16 protein-coding genes are annotated in these 15,214 nt (G+C 77.2%); 4 read left to right on the top strand and 12 right to left on the bottom strand.

What is annotated here, in order from left to right; all coding sequences use genetic code 11:
* Positions 1-606: 606 nt before the first annotated feature.
* Entirely contained in the window at positions 607-1,266 is a 660-nt protein-coding gene (locus tag LO771_RS25520; protein WP_230746883.1) for a suppressor of fused domain protein, read from the top strand.
* A gap of 121 nt (positions 1,267-1,387) precedes the next feature.
* On the opposite strand, the gene LO771_RS25515 is transcribed toward LO771_RS25520, so the two are convergent.
* The 3 genes from LO771_RS25515 to LO771_RS25505 form a co-directional block, all read right to left on the bottom strand.
* Entirely contained in the window at positions 1,388-2,002 is a 615-nt protein-coding gene (locus LO771_RS25515) for a MarC family protein (RefSeq protein WP_230746882.1), read from the bottom strand.
* A gap of 244 nt (positions 2,003-2,246) precedes the next feature.
* On the bottom strand, positions 2,247-3,107 hold the full coding sequence (locus tag LO771_RS25510) for a PHP domain-containing protein (RefSeq protein ID WP_230746879.1): 861 nt from the start codon (positions 3,105-3,107) through the stop codon (positions 2,247-2,249).
* Between the two features lie 138 nt (positions 3,108-3,245).
* Positions 3,246-3,884 carry a DUF6758 family protein gene (locus tag LO771_RS25505; protein WP_230746878.1) on the bottom strand — a complete coding sequence of 213 codons (639 nt, stop codon included), beginning with the start codon at positions 3,882-3,884 and terminating at the stop codon, positions 3,246-3,248.
* Between the two features lie 210 nt (positions 3,885-4,094).
* On the opposite strand from LO771_RS25505, the gene LO771_RS25500 reads away from it, so the two are divergent.
* The gene (locus tag LO771_RS25500) at positions 4,095-5,285 is read left to right on the top strand and encodes an MFS transporter (RefSeq protein WP_230746934.1); all 1,191 of its coding nucleotides are present in this window, start codon (positions 4,095-4,097) and stop codon (positions 5,283-5,285) included.
* Positions 5,286-5,431: 146 nt separating this feature from the next.
* Here the strand turns inward: LO771_RS25500 and LO771_RS25495 are convergent, their stop codons facing one another.
* The 5 genes from LO771_RS25495 to LO771_RS25475 form a co-directional block, all read right to left on the bottom strand.
* A complete protein-coding gene (locus LO771_RS25495; protein ID WP_230746877.1) occupies positions 5,432-5,881 on the bottom strand; it encodes a VOC family protein in 450 nt (149 codons plus the stop codon).
* Positions 5,882-5,999: 118 nt separating this feature from the next.
* Positions 6,000-6,917 carry a helix-turn-helix domain-containing protein gene (locus tag LO771_RS25490; RefSeq protein WP_230746876.1) on the bottom strand — a complete coding sequence of 306 codons (918 nt, stop codon included), beginning with the start codon at positions 6,915-6,917 and terminating at the stop codon, positions 6,000-6,002.
* 139 nt (positions 6,918-7,056) lie between these two features.
* Positions 7,057-7,206 (bottom strand): hypothetical protein, encoded by a 150-nt coding sequence (locus LO771_RS25485; protein WP_230746874.1) that lies wholly within the window; start codon positions 7,204-7,206, stop codon positions 7,057-7,059.
* Positions 7,207-7,458: 252 nt separating this feature from the next.
* Positions 7,459-8,334: an alpha/beta fold hydrolase gene (locus tag LO771_RS25480; protein WP_230746872.1), complete on the bottom strand. Its 876-nt coding sequence runs from the start codon at positions 8,332-8,334 to the stop codon at positions 7,459-7,461.
* Positions 8,335-8,633: 299 nt separating this feature from the next.
* Positions 8,634-10,292, bottom strand: coding sequence for a DEAD/DEAH box helicase (locus LO771_RS25475; RefSeq protein WP_230746870.1), 1,659 nt, complete (start codon positions 10,290-10,292; stop codon positions 8,634-8,636).
* Positions 10,293-10,893: 601 nt separating this feature from the next.
* Between LO771_RS25475 and LO771_RS25470 the strand changes: the two genes are divergently transcribed.
* Positions 10,894-11,694 (top strand): ferritin-like fold-containing protein, encoded by an 801-nt coding sequence (locus LO771_RS25470; protein WP_230746868.1) that lies wholly within the window; start codon positions 10,894-10,896, stop codon positions 11,692-11,694.
* Positions 11,695-11,790: 96 nt separating this feature from the next.
* Here LO771_RS25470 and LO771_RS25465 read toward each other — a convergent pair whose 3' ends face one another.
* The 4 genes from LO771_RS25465 to LO771_RS25450 all read right to left on the bottom strand — a co-directional run bounded on the left by LO771_RS25465 (position 11,791) and on the right by LO771_RS25450 (position 13,963).
* Complete coding sequence (locus LO771_RS25465; RefSeq protein WP_230746866.1) at positions 11,791-12,078, bottom strand: hypothetical protein; 288 nt, start codon at positions 12,076-12,078, stop codon at positions 11,791-11,793.
* 289 nt (positions 12,079-12,367) lie between these two features.
* Positions 12,368-12,595, bottom strand: a complete 228-nt coding sequence (locus LO771_RS25460; protein WP_230746865.1) for a DUF3107 domain-containing protein — start codon at positions 12,593-12,595, stop codon at positions 12,368-12,370.
* Between the two features lie 88 nt (positions 12,596-12,683).
* Complete coding sequence (locus LO771_RS25455) at positions 12,684-13,355, bottom strand: TetR/AcrR family transcriptional regulator (protein ID WP_230746864.1); 672 nt, start codon at positions 13,353-13,355, stop codon at positions 12,684-12,686.
* Between the two features lie 305 nt (positions 13,356-13,660).
* Complete coding sequence (locus LO771_RS25450; protein WP_308188996.1) at positions 13,661-13,963, bottom strand: hypothetical protein; 303 nt, start codon at positions 13,961-13,963, stop codon at positions 13,661-13,663.
* Positions 13,964-14,185: 222 nt separating this feature from the next.
* On the opposite strand from LO771_RS25450, the gene LO771_RS25445 reads away from it, so the two are divergent.
* Positions 14,186-15,208 (top strand): alpha/beta fold hydrolase, encoded by a 1,023-nt coding sequence (locus LO771_RS25445; RefSeq protein ID WP_230746863.1) that lies wholly within the window; start codon positions 14,186-14,188, stop codon positions 15,206-15,208.
* Positions 15,209-15,214 lie beyond the last annotated feature (6 nt).

The raw sequence follows: 15,214 nt of genomic DNA, 5'->3' as shown, positions 1-15,214 counted from the left end.
GGTGCCGGGAGTGCGGCGGCGGGGAACGCCTGGCGTGTGGCGCCGGAGACCTGGCGCAGGAGGGTTCCTGACGGGGTCTCGGGGGCGCCCGGGGCGGCGCTCTCCCGTCCGGTGGTGCGTGCCCGTCGTGCGCGGTCGCCGCCCGTGGTGCGGGCGCAGGTGGGGCCGTGAGCACTCCCGATCCGGGAGGAGGGGACACGGGGGCGGCGGGAGCCGGGAGGGCTCGCTGCCGCGCGGGTGTTCCGACTGCTGTCAGGGCCTCAGATGCGAGGGGGGCGGCCGCAGGGCACCGGTGCGGGAGAGCTGCCGGTACTGCACGGTCGGCTGGTATCCACCCGCAACCACCTCCCTCGGCCGGTCCCCGCTGGGGGAGAGCCTCGTCCTCGCGGCGCGCGGTGCGCGCCCGGTGCGTCCGCCGGAAAGGACGCGGCCGCCGGGTTTCGCACGACTCCGGCCGGGTAGACCGGGGTGCGTCGACCCCGCCAGGGGTCCCTGCGGCATGTCCGCTTCAGCGGGCCGACGGCCCACCCTAGCAGGCGGTCCGGAGGCCGCGCGGCAGGGCGGCCGTACCGGCCTGTCCTCAGTCTGCCCGATAACCTCGCGCGCATGGCCTTCCATGACCCAGGCTTTGCCTCCGGACCCGACCCGCTCTCCCGCGACGCCGTCCTGGCGGCGGTGGAGGCCCGGCTGCTCACCGCGTTCGGGGAGCCCACCGGCCGGGCCGCGGTCACCTTCCTCGGCGCCGACCGCATCGAGGTGCTGCGCTTCGGGCCGGGCGCCGAGACCGGCGCCGTCACCGGCACGGCCGACCCGGCGCTGGTCCGGTACGCGACGCTCGGCATGTCGGCCGCCCCCATGGCCGACCCGCTCAGCCCCGTCGCCGACCCGCAGCGGGGCCCGCGTGCGGAGCTGCTGCTCTCGGTGCGCGGCGGCCGCGACGACGTGCTGCGGGCGCTGGCCGTCCTGGCGGCGGCGCCGCAGGTCGAGGGCCTGGTCGTCGCCCCCGGCGCCTCGCTGGACCTGGGCACGCCGCTCTGGGAGGGCGCCCCGTTCCCCTCCGTGCTGGTCGCCGAGCCCGGCGGCCTGGTCGAGGACCTGGAGCTGCCGGAGCCCGCCGAGCCGGTGCGCTTCCTGCCGCTGCTGCCCATGACGCCGACCGAGGCCGCCTGGAAGCGGGTGCACGGCGGCGCCGCCCTCCAGGAGCGGTGGCTGCGGCACGGCACCGACCTGCGCGACCCGCGCCGCCGCGCGGTGCCGCTCGACTGACCCCCGGGGGGCCCTGCGGGCCCGCCGCGGTTCGGACGGGCGGGCGGCCCGGCGGGCCGGAACGGCGACCGGTCCGGGACGCCGGGAGGCGTCAGGCGGGGCCGGGACGCCCCGGGACGCCTCAGGAGGCGCCGCGGACGAACGCGATCACGCCGTCGGCGACCAGCTGCACCGCGATGGCCGACAGCAGCAGGCCGGACAGCCGGGTCACCAGGACCACGCCGCCCTCCTTGATGACCCGGATCACGACCAGCGAGTAGCGCATCGTCAGCCACATCACCACGTGCATCAGCGCGATCGCGACCCACACCGCGACCTCCTGGCCCGCACCGTGCGCGCCCTGCACGGCCAGGATCACCGCGACGATGGCGCCCGGGCCGGCCAGCAGCGGCGTGCCGAGGGGCACCAGCGCGACGTTGACGTCCTTGGTCTGTGTGGGCTCCTCGATCCTTCCGGTGAGCAGGTCGAGCGCGATCAGCAGGAGCAGCAGGCCGCCAGAGACCTGCAGCGCCGGTATGGAGACGTGCAGGTAGTCGAGGATCTGGTGGCCGAAGAGCCCGAAGGCGGTGATCACGCCGAGGGCCACCGCGGCGGCCTGCCAGGCCATCCGGCGCTGGGTGCGGGCGGCGCGGCCGGAGGTCAGGGCCAGGAAGATCGGGATGGTGCCGGGCGGGTCCATGATGACGAAGAGGGTGACGAAGAGCGATCCGAAGGTCGCGATGTCGAAGAGGGCCATGGGTCTGTGCTCGCAGGTCTCTCGTGGAACGGGTGGAACGGCGGGAGGCGGGGCCGGGCCCGCGCGGACGCGCGGCGGCGCCCGCGCCCCGGGGCGGCGGGCGCGGGTCGGCGGCGCGGCGGGTCGGCCGGTCCGGGCCGGGGTGCGGCCGGGTCGGCGGGGGCGGGTACGGCGGGTGGGCGGGCGCGCGGGCCCGCGTCCGGCGGGGCCGGTCCGGCTCCGGTCCGGCGCTGGCCCCGGCGGCCTAGGAGGTGAGCGGCTTGGCGCCGGTGGCCCGGCCGACGAGCTCCTCGTACACGGCCGGGTCCGTCGTGGAGTCGCCCAGCCGGACCGTCTTGCGGCTGCCGTGGTAGTCGCTGGAACCGGTGGCCAGCAGCCCGAGGCCGGAGGCCAGGTCGCGCAGCCGGGCCCTGGTCGGCCCGTCGTGGTCCATGTGGTCGACCTCCAGGCCGGCCAGCCCGGCGGCGGCCAGCTCCCCGACCGTCCGGTCGGACACCGTCCGGCCCCGCTTGGACGCCCCCGGGTGGGCCAGGACCGCGACCCCGCCGGCCGCGCGCACCAGGCGCACCGCCTCCAGCGGGTCCAGCTCGTGCTTGGGCACGTCGGCCCGGCCGCCGTCGGCCAGCCACTCGGGCGTGAAGGCGTCCCCCACGGTGGGGACCACCCCCGCCTCCACCAGGGCGCTCGCCACGTGCGGACGGCCCACCGAGCCGTCGCCCGCGATGCGGCGCACCTGCTCCCAGGTGACGGGGGCGCCGAGGGCGCGGCACCGCTCCACGACGGCCTGGGCGCGGCGGACGCGGTCGGTGCGGACCAGGTCGCGCTCGCGGGCGAACTCCGGTTCGTCCGGGTCGAAGAGGTAGGCCAGCAGGTGCATGCCGATCCCGTCGCCGCCGCGGCAGGAGAGCTCGGCCCCGGTCACCAGCGTGAGCGCGCCCGCGGGCAGCGCCCGGAGCGCGGCGGCGGCCTCGGCGTACCCGGCGGTGGTGTCGTGGTCGGTGAGCGCCACGACGTCCAGCCCGGCGCCGGCCGCGGCCGCGACCAGCTCCGCCGGGGAGTCGGTCCCGTCCGAGGCGGTGCTGTGGGCGTGCAGGTCGATGCGCACGGGCGGTCGCTCCTGGGGGGCCGGGGGGTCGGGGCCGTTCCAGGATAGCGTGGCGATGGCCGGATCGGGCGGCCAATGCCTGCCGATTATCCTGTCATCTGCGCCACATGCCGAAGATCCTAAGGCGTTGCGGCGATTTCAGGAGAGAATCCTCGGTGACAGGGCTCCGCAGGGCAGCAGCTCCAGCTCCGCTCCGGCGTCCCGCAGGTCGGTCAGCACCAGCTCGTCGTACATGAGCACCCCCGACCGCTCCGGCCAGGCGACCGCCCACATCCACAGGCCCATCGCCTCCCCCACGAAGACCGCCCGGTCGTCGGGGGCGCCGGGGACGTGCCACATCGGCGTGGGGCGGCCCGCGGCCAGCAGCTTGGCGTCGGCGGGCCGGTCGACGGAGAGGGCCTCGCCCGGGTCGGGCCCCGGGATGCCGGCGTACCGGGCCCCCAGGCCCACGCCGAGCTCCTCGGCGACGAGGACCAGCTCGCCGAAGCCGCCCAGCGGTCCCGGCCCGGAGCAGGCCACGGCGGTCGCGCGGGCGCCCGAGAGGTCGTCGCCCGCATGGGCGATGCCGGTGTAGAGCCACCCCACGGGCAGCGGCCAGGGCATCCAGACGGGCACCTGGGACCGCGCCACCGCCACGGCCAGCGCCTCGATGCTGGGCGGCACCACGGGCTGCAGGGGGTGCACGGCGCCGTGGGTGTCGCACTGCCAGGTGTCGGAGAAGAGGCCGGGGGCGCGGACACGGCCGCCGCACCTCGGACAACTGGGCTCGCCCCTCATAGCCGTCAACGGTCCTCCCTCGAACGGGCGGCGTCAAGGACGATCACCCGACCGGGTCACGGCCGCGCCGTCCGTACACGGTTGCGCAATGCAACTGATGCAGCTAGCATCAATTAGCGTACCTAACGACAACCGGAGACACCGCCGGAGAGGAGAAGGACCGTGACCACTGGCCGCCAGGGCGCCCGGCCCGGCCTGCTGCGCCAGCCCATGGCCGTCTGGGCGACCGCCGGAGCCGCCGTCGTCGCCTTCATGGGCATCGGACTGGTCGACCCGATCCTGCCGTCCATCGCCAAGGGCCTCGACGCCACCCCCGGGCAGGTGTCCCTGCTCTTCACCAGCTACTTCCTGATCACCGCCGTCGCGATGCTGGTCACCGGCTTCGTCTCCAGCCGCATCGGCGGCCGCCGCACCCTGCTCGCCGGCCTCGCCCTCGTCGTCGTCTTCGCCGGCCTCGCCGGCACCTCGGACACCGTCGGCCAGCTCGTCGGCTTCCGCGCCGGCTGGGGCCTGGGCAACGCGCTCTTCGTCTCCACCTCGCTCGCGGTGATCGTCGGGGCCGCCAGCGGCGGCAGCGAGTCGGCGATCCTGCTGTACGAGTCCGCGCTCGGCCTGGGCATGGCCTGCGGCCCCCTGCTCGGCGCCGTCCTCGGCAACGCCAGCTGGCGCTACCCGTTCTTCGGCACCGCCACCCTCATGGCGGTCGGCTTCGCCGGCATCGCCGCCCTGCTCAAGGAGCAGCCCCGGCCCGCCCGCCGCACCGGGCTCACCGAACCGCTGCGCGCGCTGGCCCACGGCGGCCTGGCCACCACCGCCGCGAGCGCCTTCTTCTACAACTACGCCTTCTTCACCGTGCTGGCGTTCTCGCCCTTCGTGCTCGACATGAGCCCCTACCGCAGCGGCGGCGTCTTCTTCGCCTGGGGCGTGCTGCTCGCCGTCTTCTCGGTGCTGGTGGCCCCCCGGCTCCAGCGGCGCCTCGGCTCCGTGCGGGTGCTCGGCGGCTCGCTGGTCCTGATGGCGGCCGACCTGCTGCTGCTCGGCTACGGCTCGCACACGGCCGCGATCGCGGCGGTGATCGCCTCCGGCGCGTTCATCGGCATGAACAACACCGTCTACACCGAGCTGGCCCTCGGGGTCTCCGACGCGCCCCGGCCGGTGGCCTCGGCCGGCTACAACTTCGTCCGCTGGTTCGCCGCCGCCGCCGCGCCCTACCTGGCGCCCAAGCTGGCGGAGCACGTGGACGTGCACGCGCCGTTCACCGTCGCGGCGGGGGCCGCGCTGGCGGCCGCCCTGGTCGCCGCCGTGCGCCGCCGGCACCTGGCGGTGGACCACGGCGCGGCCCACGGCGCGCCCGCACCGGCCGCCGAGCCGCTCCCGGCCGGGGCCGCGGCCCGCGGCTGACCGACCGGCCCGACCGGCCCGACCGGCCGTACGGCCCCCGGGACCCGGGGCCCTCCGCCCCGGGTCCCGGGGGCCTGCCGTGCCTCCGGCGTGCCTCCGGTACCGCCGTGCCTCCGGTACCGCCGTGCCTCCGGTACCGCCGTGCCTCAGGCCCCGGTGTAGGTGCCGAAGGACCACAGGACGCCCTCGGGGTCGGCGACCGTGAAGTCCCGCGAGCCGTAGTCCTGGTCGGCGGGGGCGCGGACCACCCGCGCCCCCGCCGCGCGTGCCCGCGCGAAGAGGGCGTCCGGCGCGTCGGTCACCACGTACACCGCACCGGTGCCCGGCGGCAGGTCCGCGATCGCGCTGTCCCCGCGGGCGGAGCCGAGCATCACCCCGCCGCCGAGCGGCCAGTCGAGCTGGGCGTGCGCCACCTCCGGGCCGTCCCCGTCCACCGGGTACAGGGCCGTCTCCTCGAAGCCGAACGCCTCCACGAGGAAGCGGACGGCGGCTCGCGCGTCCCGGTAGCGCAGGGCCGGCCAGACCGCGGTGGCGGGCCGGGCGGGGGTGGCCGCGGCGGGGCCTCGGGTGTCCGCGTGTGCGGTGTTCTCGTCCATGGGGCCAGCGTGCCCGGGCGCGGCCGCCCCGCCTTGTACGGAGGGGAACCGCCGCGTCCCGCCCACCCGGCCGGCGGAGCGGGCCGCCGGCCGGGCGGGCCGCCGTCCGTCCGGGCCGTCACCCGTCGCCGGGCACCGGCGGCTCCCCGGCGGCCAGCCACGCGGACGCGGGCATCCCCGCCAGGCCGCGCCACTCCCGGGCCATGTGCGCTTGGTCGAAGTACCCGCACGCGGCCGCCACCGCCGCCAGCGTCCGCGGGCCGGGGCGCTGCAGCAGCCGCCTGGACCGGTGGAAGCGGGCGACCCGCACGGCCGCGGTGGGGGACAGGCCGAACTCGGCGGTGAACCGCCCCGAGAGGTGGCGCCGGCTCCATCCCAGCTCGCGGGCCACTCCCGCGACCGGCCCTCCCGCGACCGGCCCTCCCGCGACCGGCCCTCCCGCGACCGGCTCTCCTGCGGCGGGCGGCCCGTCCCCGGCCGCTCCCGGGCCGCCCGGGCGGGTCAGCCGCCGCCAGGCGTGCGCCAGCTCCGGCCGGGGTGCGGCCGCGGGGTCCGCCCGGCGGGCGAGGAAGGCGTCCAGCAGCGCGAACCTCCCGGACCAGTCCGGCTCCCGCGCCAGCCGCTCCGGCAGCAGGGCGGCCGCGCCGCCCAGCAGCTCCGGCAGGTCCACCACGGAGGCGGCCAGTTCCGCGGCGGGCGCCCCGAACAGGGCGCGTGCGCCGTGCGGGGTCAGCTCCAGCTGCACGCCGTACTGCTCGCCGTCGTGGGGGAGCAGGACCGGCCGGACGTGCAGGCCGCCGGCCAGCGAGGCGTGGAGGCGCGGCTCCCCGTCCGGCCGGAGGGCGACCCGGACGGGCGCGCCGAGGCTGACCACCACGGTGAGGTGGGGGGAGGGCAGGCCGAGGTGGACGCCCGGCGGGAAGCCCCGGTAGCGGTAGCCGAGGTAGCGGTGCACCAGCGGCCGCAGCGCGGCGCACGGCAGCCCGGCCGCGGTGTCCGCGACCGGTTCCCCTGCCGCCTCCCGCAGCGGTCCCATGGTCCGAGGGTAGGCGGGCGCCGCCGTCCGCGGGGGGCGTTCGCGGGGCCCGTACGGCCGACGCCCCGCCACCGGGATCCGGTGGCGGGGCGTCGGTGCGCCCTCGGCGGGCGCTGCGGCGTGCCGCAGGTGCCTGGTGTCAGGCGGTGGTCGGGCACGGTCGGATGTAGAGGCGTTCGCCTGTGGCGGCGGCGGTCTCGACGAGTTCCCGCACGGTGTCGGCGTCGGCGATGAAGCGGTCGGTGGCGGTGCCGTCGACGTCGTCCAGTCGCATGATCTCGAAGCGCATGGCCTCTCCCTTCCTGGCCTCTCACGAGGAGCGGATGGTGCCGGCAGGGCTTTCCCCCCACGGTTCACGGTGCCGTGCTACTGCTTCGTTGCGGTTGCCCGTCCGTAAAGTCCGGGTTTCGCCACATCTTCCACCGGAGGGGCGGGAGGCGCGACCGGAGCACACGTCGGTGCGGGGGGAGCCGGAGTGTCCACAGGTGCCAACGCGACCTGTGGGGCTGCTGATTCCCGAACACCTCGAATTTTACGCTGTCTAATGAAAATCCGCCCAGAAATCCAGCAGCGCGCGGGCCGTCTCCGCGGGGCGCTCGGCGTTGGGGGAGTGCCCCGCCTCCGGCACGACCACCCGGCGGGCGCCCAGCCGCTCCGCCATCGCGGACTGCCAGGGGACCGGCCAGGCGTAGTCGCGCTCCCCGGACAGCACCAGCTTCGGCAGCGCCGCCGCGGCCCGGGCCAGCTCCGCCACCCGGTCGGTCTCGGAGACCAGGCGGCGCCCCATCGCGGCGAGCGACTGCGGCACGTTGGACACCCACCGCCGGTGCAGGAACTCCGCGACCTCCGGCGCGGGCCGCGCGGCCTGGTCCCCGCTGCCCTCGTCCATCTCCCGCATGACCTGCCAGATCCCCTCCAGGTCCATCACCGTGAGGGCGTCCAGCAGCAGCTTGGTACGCGCCGCCTCGCCGGGCTCGATCGCCGCCGGACCGGTGCTGAGCAGCGTCAGCGAGCGCCAGGACGCGCCGCCGCCCGCCGCCAGCACCGCCTCGCGCACCACGTATCCGCCGAACGAGTGACCCAGCAGGTGCGGGGCGCCGTGCCCGCCCACCGCCTCGGTGAGCGCCAGCACGTCCAGGCCCAGCTCCGCCAGCTCGTACGCCGCCTCGTCGGCCGGGCCGCCGGTCTCGTGCTGCCCCCGCTGGTCGACCGCGACCACGCGGACGCCCGCCGCGCAGAGCGGCTCCAGCAGCGCGATGAAGTCCTCCTTGCTGCCGGTGAAACCGGGGACCAGCAGCGCCGTGGAGCGCACCGGGCCGTCCGGCAGCGCCTCCAGGGCGGCGAAGGAGCCGCGGGAGGTCTCCAGCCGCACGGTGCGGGCGCAGGCCGGGAGTCTCAGGAAGGGCGGGGTGCTCATGGGTCCTCCGCCGGTCTCGGGCGTGGTCGGTGTCGGATGGGGTCGGTGCCGGGCGGTGCCGGTGCCGGGCGGGGTCGCGGCCGGCCGCGGGTGCGGCCGGCCCGTGGCCGGTCCCGGGCCGCTCCGGGCGCGCACCGGCCCGGGCGGGCGCGGGGCCCCGGACGCCATCATGCCCCGCGGCGGGCCCGTACCGGGGCAGCGGCCCGCCCCGGTGCGTACACGCGTCGCCCCCGCCGCCGCACGGGGCGGCGACGGGGGCGACGGGTGCGGCCGGGTGCCCCGGCCGGGTGCGCTGCGGGTCAGCCCTCCGACGGGGCCGCCCCGTCGGCCGCCGGGCGGCGGGTGCGCCGACGGCGGCGCGGGGCGCCGGTGCCGGCCTCCCCGGACGCGTCGGCGGCAGTGGGGGCCGCGGCCCCGACGGACTCCGCGGCCGGGGCCGCGGCGTCGGTGCGGGCGGCCGCCGGGCGGCGGTTGCGGCGACGGCGGCGCGGGGCGTCGCCGCCCTCGCCGGACTCCGCCGCCGGGGCGGTCACGGCGGGAGCGCCCGCCGCGGCCTTCGCGTCGTCGGCCACCTGCTCGGGCGCGGCGCCGTCCGCGGCCGCCGAGCCGCCGCGGGTGCGGCGGCGCTGGCGGGTGCGGCGCGGCTGCTCCGCCCCGTCGCCGGACCCGGCCGCCTCGTCGGCCGCCGGACCCCGGCCCCCGGGCCGGCCGCCGCGCGGGCGGTCGCCGCCCCGCTCGCCGCCCCGGCCGCCGCGTCCGCGGCCGCCGGTCTCGCCCAGGTCCTCGATCTGCTCCGCGTCCAGCCCGGCGCGGGTGCGCTCGGAGCGCGGCAGGACACCGGCCGTGCCCGGGGCGATGCCCAGCAGCTCGTACAGGTGGGCCGAGGTGGAGTAGGTCTCCTCCGGGTCGTTGAAGGGGAGGTCCAGCGCCTTGTTGATCAGCTGCCAGCGCGGGATGTCGTCCCAGTCGACCAGGGTCACGGCGGTGCCGGACGCCCCGGCGCGGCCGGTGCGGCCGATCCGGTGCAGGTAGGTCTTCTCGTCCTCGGGGCACTGGTAGTTCACCACGTGGGTGACGCCCTCGACGTCGATGCCGCGGGCGGCGACGTCGGTGCAGACCAGCACGTCGACCTTGCCGTTGCGGAAGGCCCGCAGCGCCTGCTCGCGGGCGCCCTGGCCGAGGTCGCCGTGGACCGCGCCGGCGGCGAAGCCGCGGCGGGTCAGCTGGTCGGCGACGTCGGCGGCGGTGCGCTTGGTCCGGCAGAAGATCATCGCCAGCCCGCGGCCGTCGGCCTGCAGGATGCGCGAGACCATCTCGACCTTGTCGAGCGAGTGGGCGCGGAAGATGTGCTGCGTGACGGAGGCGACGGTCGCGCCCTCGTCGTCCGGCGCGGTGGCCCGGATGTGGGTGGGCTGCCGCATGTACCGGCGGGCGAGGCTGATGACCTGGCCCGGCATGGTGGCGGAGAAGAGCATGGTCTGCCGGCCGGCCGGCAGCATGGTGATGATCTTCTCGACGTCGGGGAGGAAGCCGAGGTCGAGCATCTCGTCGGCCTCGTCCAGCACCAGGGCGCGGACCTTCGACAGGTCCAGCTTCCGCTGGCCGGCGAGGTCGAGCAGGCGGCCCGGGGTGCCGACGACGATGTCGACGCCCTTCTTCAGGGCCTCGACCTGCGGCTCGTAGGCGCGGCCGCCGTACACGGCGAGCACGCGGACGTTGCGCACCTTGCCGGCGGTCTGCAGGTCGTTGGTCACCTGCGTGCAGAGCTCGCGGGTGGGGACGACGACGAGGGCCTGCGGCGCGTCGCACAGGTCGGCGTCGGTCGCCCGGCCGGCCTCCACGTCGGCGCCGACGACCACGCGGTCGATCAGCGGCAGGCCGAAACCCAGGGTCTTGCCGGTGCCGGTCTTGGCCTGGCCGATGACGTCGTGGCCGGTCAGCGCGACCGGGAGGGTCATCTCCTGGATGGGGAAGGGAGTGGTGATGCCGACCGCCTCAAGGGCTTCGGCGGTCTCGGGGAGGATTCCGAGGTCTCGAAACGTGGACAGGATGCTGCCTCTTCCGTGTGGGGGCCGGGCACGAGGACGGCGGGCGCCCGGCGGGCCGTGGGGCCCGTGGGGCGCGCAACCGCGCCGGTCCCTGCGGCCTGCGGGGCACCGCCGTGCCCGGCAGGGCGGCGGGCGGGCCCGCGGTGCGGTCCGGGAGCCCGTACGGCCCCTGACGTGCACCGCGACCAGCCGTGCCGGCCTGTCGGCCCGGCGCCCCGTGGCGTCGGGAGATTCCCGCGAAGAGCCCCGGCGCGGGACCGGCGCCGTACTCGGCGCGATCCGCGACGGCCCTCGCTCGGCCACTGAAGCGTTGTCTGGTCGGAGCCGATCGGTCCTCCGACCGGGCATCCGCGTACTGAGTACCCACTGCTCGTATCGGGTGAACACGGCGGGCCTCACTACCACCATACCCGGCGGGCACCACTCCGGGAGGGGGCGGGCGGCGGCGCGCACCGGTGCGGGGCCCGGTACCGCTGCTGCGCCGCAGGTCCGCGCACTACAGTGCGGAGTCATGGACACTCATGGCGACGCCGCGGGCACCGCGGCCGAGGGCAGCGGCGGCACGGACGGCACGGACGCGGGGGCCGCGGGCGCGGCCGGCACCGCCGCGGCCGGGCACGAGTCGATCGGCGACTGGGAGGCGTGCTCCGCGGACCCGCACTACCGCGCCGCGGTGGTGGACCTGCTCGGCGCCCTCGCCTACGGCGAGCTGAGCGCCTTCGAGCGGCTGGCCGAGGACGCCAAGATGGCCCCCGGCCTCACCGACAAGGCGGAGCTGGCGGGGATGGCCGCCGCCGAGTTCCAGCACTACCGGCAGCTCCACGACCGGCTGGCCGCGGTCGGCGCCGACCCGGCCGAGTCCATGCGGCCCTTCGTGGAGCCCCTGGACTCCTTCCACCGGATGACCGCGCCGGCCGACTGGCTGGAGGGCCTGGTCAAGGCGTTCGTGGGCGACGCCATCGCCGCCGACTTCTACCGCGAGGTCGCGGTGCGGCTGGACGACGACACCCGGGACCTCGTGCTCGGCGTGATGGCCGACACCGGGCACGGCCGGTTCGCCGTGGACCGGGTCCGCACCGCGATCGAGGAGGACCCCCGGGTCGGCGGGCGCCTCGCCCTGTGGGGCCGGCGCCTGATGGGCGAGGCGCTCAGCCAGGCCCAGCGGGTCGTCGCCGACCGCGACGCGCTCTCCAACCTGCTGATCGGCGGCGCCGAGGTGCGGGGCTTCGACCTGGTGGAGGTCGGCAAGATGTTCAACCGGATCACCGAGGCGCACACCAAGCGGATGGCGGCGCTGGGCCTGGCCTCCTGAGCCGCGCCCGGGGGAGGAGGCGCCCGCCGGGCCCGTGCCCGGCGGGCTGTGCGGGCGCCGGCGGCCGCCGAGGCCGGGCCGGGGCGGCCCGGCGGGTCAGGCCGGACGGTGGCCCTGCGGGCCGCCGCGGCCGCGGCGCACCCGGTCCGGCCGGGCCAGCACGGAGACCAGCAGCCCGGCGGTGACCACCCCCACGCCGGTGCTCAGCGCCGGGTGCTCCGACCCGAGCGCGGCACGCGTCACCAGCCCGGCGACCAGCGCGGACACCGCACCGGTGAGCACCGTCAGCGGGCGCGGCGAGGGGAAGTACTCGGGGAGGGCCGCCACCGCTGCCGCCCCGACGAGCAGTCCCGCCAGGGCGAGGACGAGGGTCTCCGCGAGCATGGGGCGCCTCCTTTGCCGCCGGTGCCGGAGCGCCCCCTGCAAACGGCGCTTTCCGGTCACCCCGGGCACTACCCAGGTGCACGCCGGGTGACACGTGCGGTGCCACGGACGGCGGCACGACCGCCGGCACGACCGCCGGCCGGCGCGGGGGCGGGCCGCGGCCGGGGCGCCCCGCGCCGGCACGCGACGGGGCCTCCCGCCCGGCACGCGACGGGGCCCCGCGTCCGGACGTCCGGACGCGGGGCCCCGTGAGGCACGGACCCCCTCCGCGCGGGGCGGGGGGAAGTACTCAGAGGGTGCCGAAGCCCACCTTGCGCACCGTCTGCTCGCCGATCTCCACGTATGCCAGGCGCTCGGCCGGGACGATGACGCGGCGGCCGTGCTCGTCGGCGAGCGTGAGCAGCTTCGCCCCGCCCTCGAGCGCCTGCGACACTGCCCGCTGGACCTCATCGGCAGACTGCGCGCTCTCGAGAACGATCTCGCGGGCGGCGTTCTGCACGCCGATCTTGACCTCCACGGCTTCCCGTCCCTCCGGGGGTTGCAGTGATCCTTCGTACGGCCCCACCTTAACCGTGCGGCCGCCGGTGACGTGCACGATCGGGGTCTCAGTCGGCCTGCTGGCCCGGCTGCCCCTCCCGGGGGTGCATCGGGAAGCCCTTGAGGCCGCGCCAGGAGAGGCTGGAGACCAGCCGCACCGCCTCGTCGCGCGGGATGTCGCCGGACTCCGCCAGCCAGTAGCGCGCCGTGACCTGGCAGGCGCCGCAGACGCCGACGGCGAGCAGCATCGCCGCCTCCTCGGGCAGGTCGGTGTCCTCCGCGATCACCTTGCTGACCAGGGTCGCGGTCTCCCGGGTGACGCGCTCCACCCGCTCCTTGACCGCCTCCTCGTTGGTGAGGTCGGACTCGAAGACCAGCCGGAACGCGCCGGACTCGCTAGCGACGTAGGTGAAGTAGGCCTCGGTGGTGGCCGCCACCCGCTGCTTGTTGTCGGTGGTGGCCTCCAGCGCCGCCCGGATCGCCTCGACCAGGGCGTCGCAGTGCTTGTCCAGCAGGGCCAGGTACAGCTCCAGCTTCCCGGGGAAGTGCTGGTAGAGCACGGGCTTGCTGACACCGGCCCGCTCGGCGATGTCGTCCATGGCCGCGGCGTGGTAGCCCTGGGCGACGAACACCTCCTGGGCGGCGCCGAGCAGCTGGTTGCGGCGCGCGCTCCGCGGAAGCCGTCCGGTGCTCCTGCCGCCCGGGCGCGGGCGCTCGTCCGTGTCCTGGATGGCCGTCACGGCGCTCCCTCACATCACGGTCAACGGCTCGCGGTGACGCCGTCCGGTCGCCGCCGGGCGGGTCGCGCACCGTTGCTGCGACCCGTCCGCCGGCCGGCCGGCGGCCGGGGCCGTGCGGTCGGTGCCTTGCAAGGTGCCCATCCTACTTTTCGGTAACCCCTCCTGCCCACGGTGAAGCGGAGAAAAGCGCAGCTCCCCCTTGTGGGAACGCGACAAGCCGCCGCGGGAGGGCGGCGGGCCCGCGCCGGCCCGCAGCCCTCGGGGCGCGGACCGGCGGCGGGGCGCCGGGCGGAGAGGTGGGCAGGTCAGCGGTAGTCGTCCTCGTCGAGGTCCACCACCCGGCGCTGCTCGGTGGCGTCCGCCGGGTCGGCGTCGAACCCGGCACTCGCGGCCTCCGGCTCGTCGCGGTGCCGCCGCACCTCCCGGTGCTGCTCCTGCGCGTCCGCCTCGGGCGCCTCCAGGTCGATCTCGGGGGCCTCCGTGTCCTCCTCCCGGTCCGCGATCTCGTCCGGGTCGGCGGGCGCCGGCGCACCGGCCAGCCCCTCCTCCAGGGCCGGGCCCCGGTCGGTACGGGCGACGGCCCCGCCGTGCGGCGTCGTGTCGGACATCGTGCCTCCCTGTGGCGGCCGGACCGGCGGGCGCCGGCCCGCCTGCGGCCTCTGCTCGCCCGGCCACTCCTCGGCCGGGCACGGGGGAGCGTGCCCCGGGCGCCGCTCCGCACACGGGCCGGACGGGTCCGGCTGCGCGGGCGTCCGCCCCGGGCGGCGGGACCTCCTGCGGGGCGGGCGTCCTCCTGCGCGGCGGGGCCGCCCTGCGTAGCATCGGCGTCCATGACGCCGACCCCCGCCACCGGTCCGATACCCGCCCCGCACCCCGCGGTCCCGCACCAGGCGGACCCGCACCGGACCGGCCCGGTGCCCGGGCACCCGCTGCGCACCGTGGCCGTGCCCGGCTGCACCCTGGCGGTCAGCGCCGTGGAGCCGGACGCCGACGGACTGCCGCCCGCCGTGATGGTGCACGGCCTGGGCGGCTCCACCCAGAACTGGGCCGAGCTGATGGCGGAACTGGCCGGCGACGTGCACGCCGAGGCCGTGGACCTGCCCGGCTTCGGCCACTCGGCCCCGCCGGACGACGGCGACCTGTCGCTGTCCGGGCACGTCCGCGCGGTCACCGCCTACCTGGAGTCCGCGGACCGGGGCCCGGTGCACCTCTTCGGCAACTCCCTCGGCGGCGCCGTCGCCGTCCGCCTGGCGGCGCTCCGCCCGGACCTGGTCCGCACCCTCACCCTGGTCTCCCCGGCCCTGCCCGAGCTGCCGCCGCAGCACACCGCGCTGCCCACCGGCCTGCTGGCCGTCCCCGGGGCGGCCCGGCTGCTGGAGCGGCTGGCGGCGGGGCAGAGCGCCGAGCAGCGCACCGCCGCGCTCTTCGCCCTCGTCTACGGCGACCCGGAGCTGATCCCCCAGGACCGGCGCGACCTCGCGGTGCGGGAGTACCGCCGCCGGATGGACCTGCCCTACGCGATGGACGTGCTGGCACGCTCCGCCCGGGGCATCGTCCGCGCCTACGCCGAGCGGGGCGCGCAGTCGCTGTGGCGACAGGCCGGGCAGGTGCAGGCGCCGGTGCTGCTGGTGTACGGGCTGCGGGACCGGCTGGTGTCGTACCGCAGCGCCCGCCGGGCCTGCGAGGCGTTCCCCGACGCCCGGCTGCTGGTGCTCCCGGACTCCGGGCACGTCGCGATGATGGAGCACCCGGTGCAGGTGGCCCGGGCCTTCCGCGAGCTGGCCGCGGAGGCCGCGGCGCGCGGGGGGAGGCCGGTCCCGGCCGAGGGCCGACGGGTCGTCCGGAAGGCGTGACGCGGC

Source organism: Streptacidiphilus sp. ASG 303, assembly GCF_020991365.1.
Lineage (GTDB): Bacteria > Actinomycetota > Actinomycetes > Streptomycetales > Streptomycetaceae > Peterkaempfera.
Note: the sequence above shows the minus strand (reverse complement) of the source record. Positions and strands in the feature narration are given on the sequence as shown.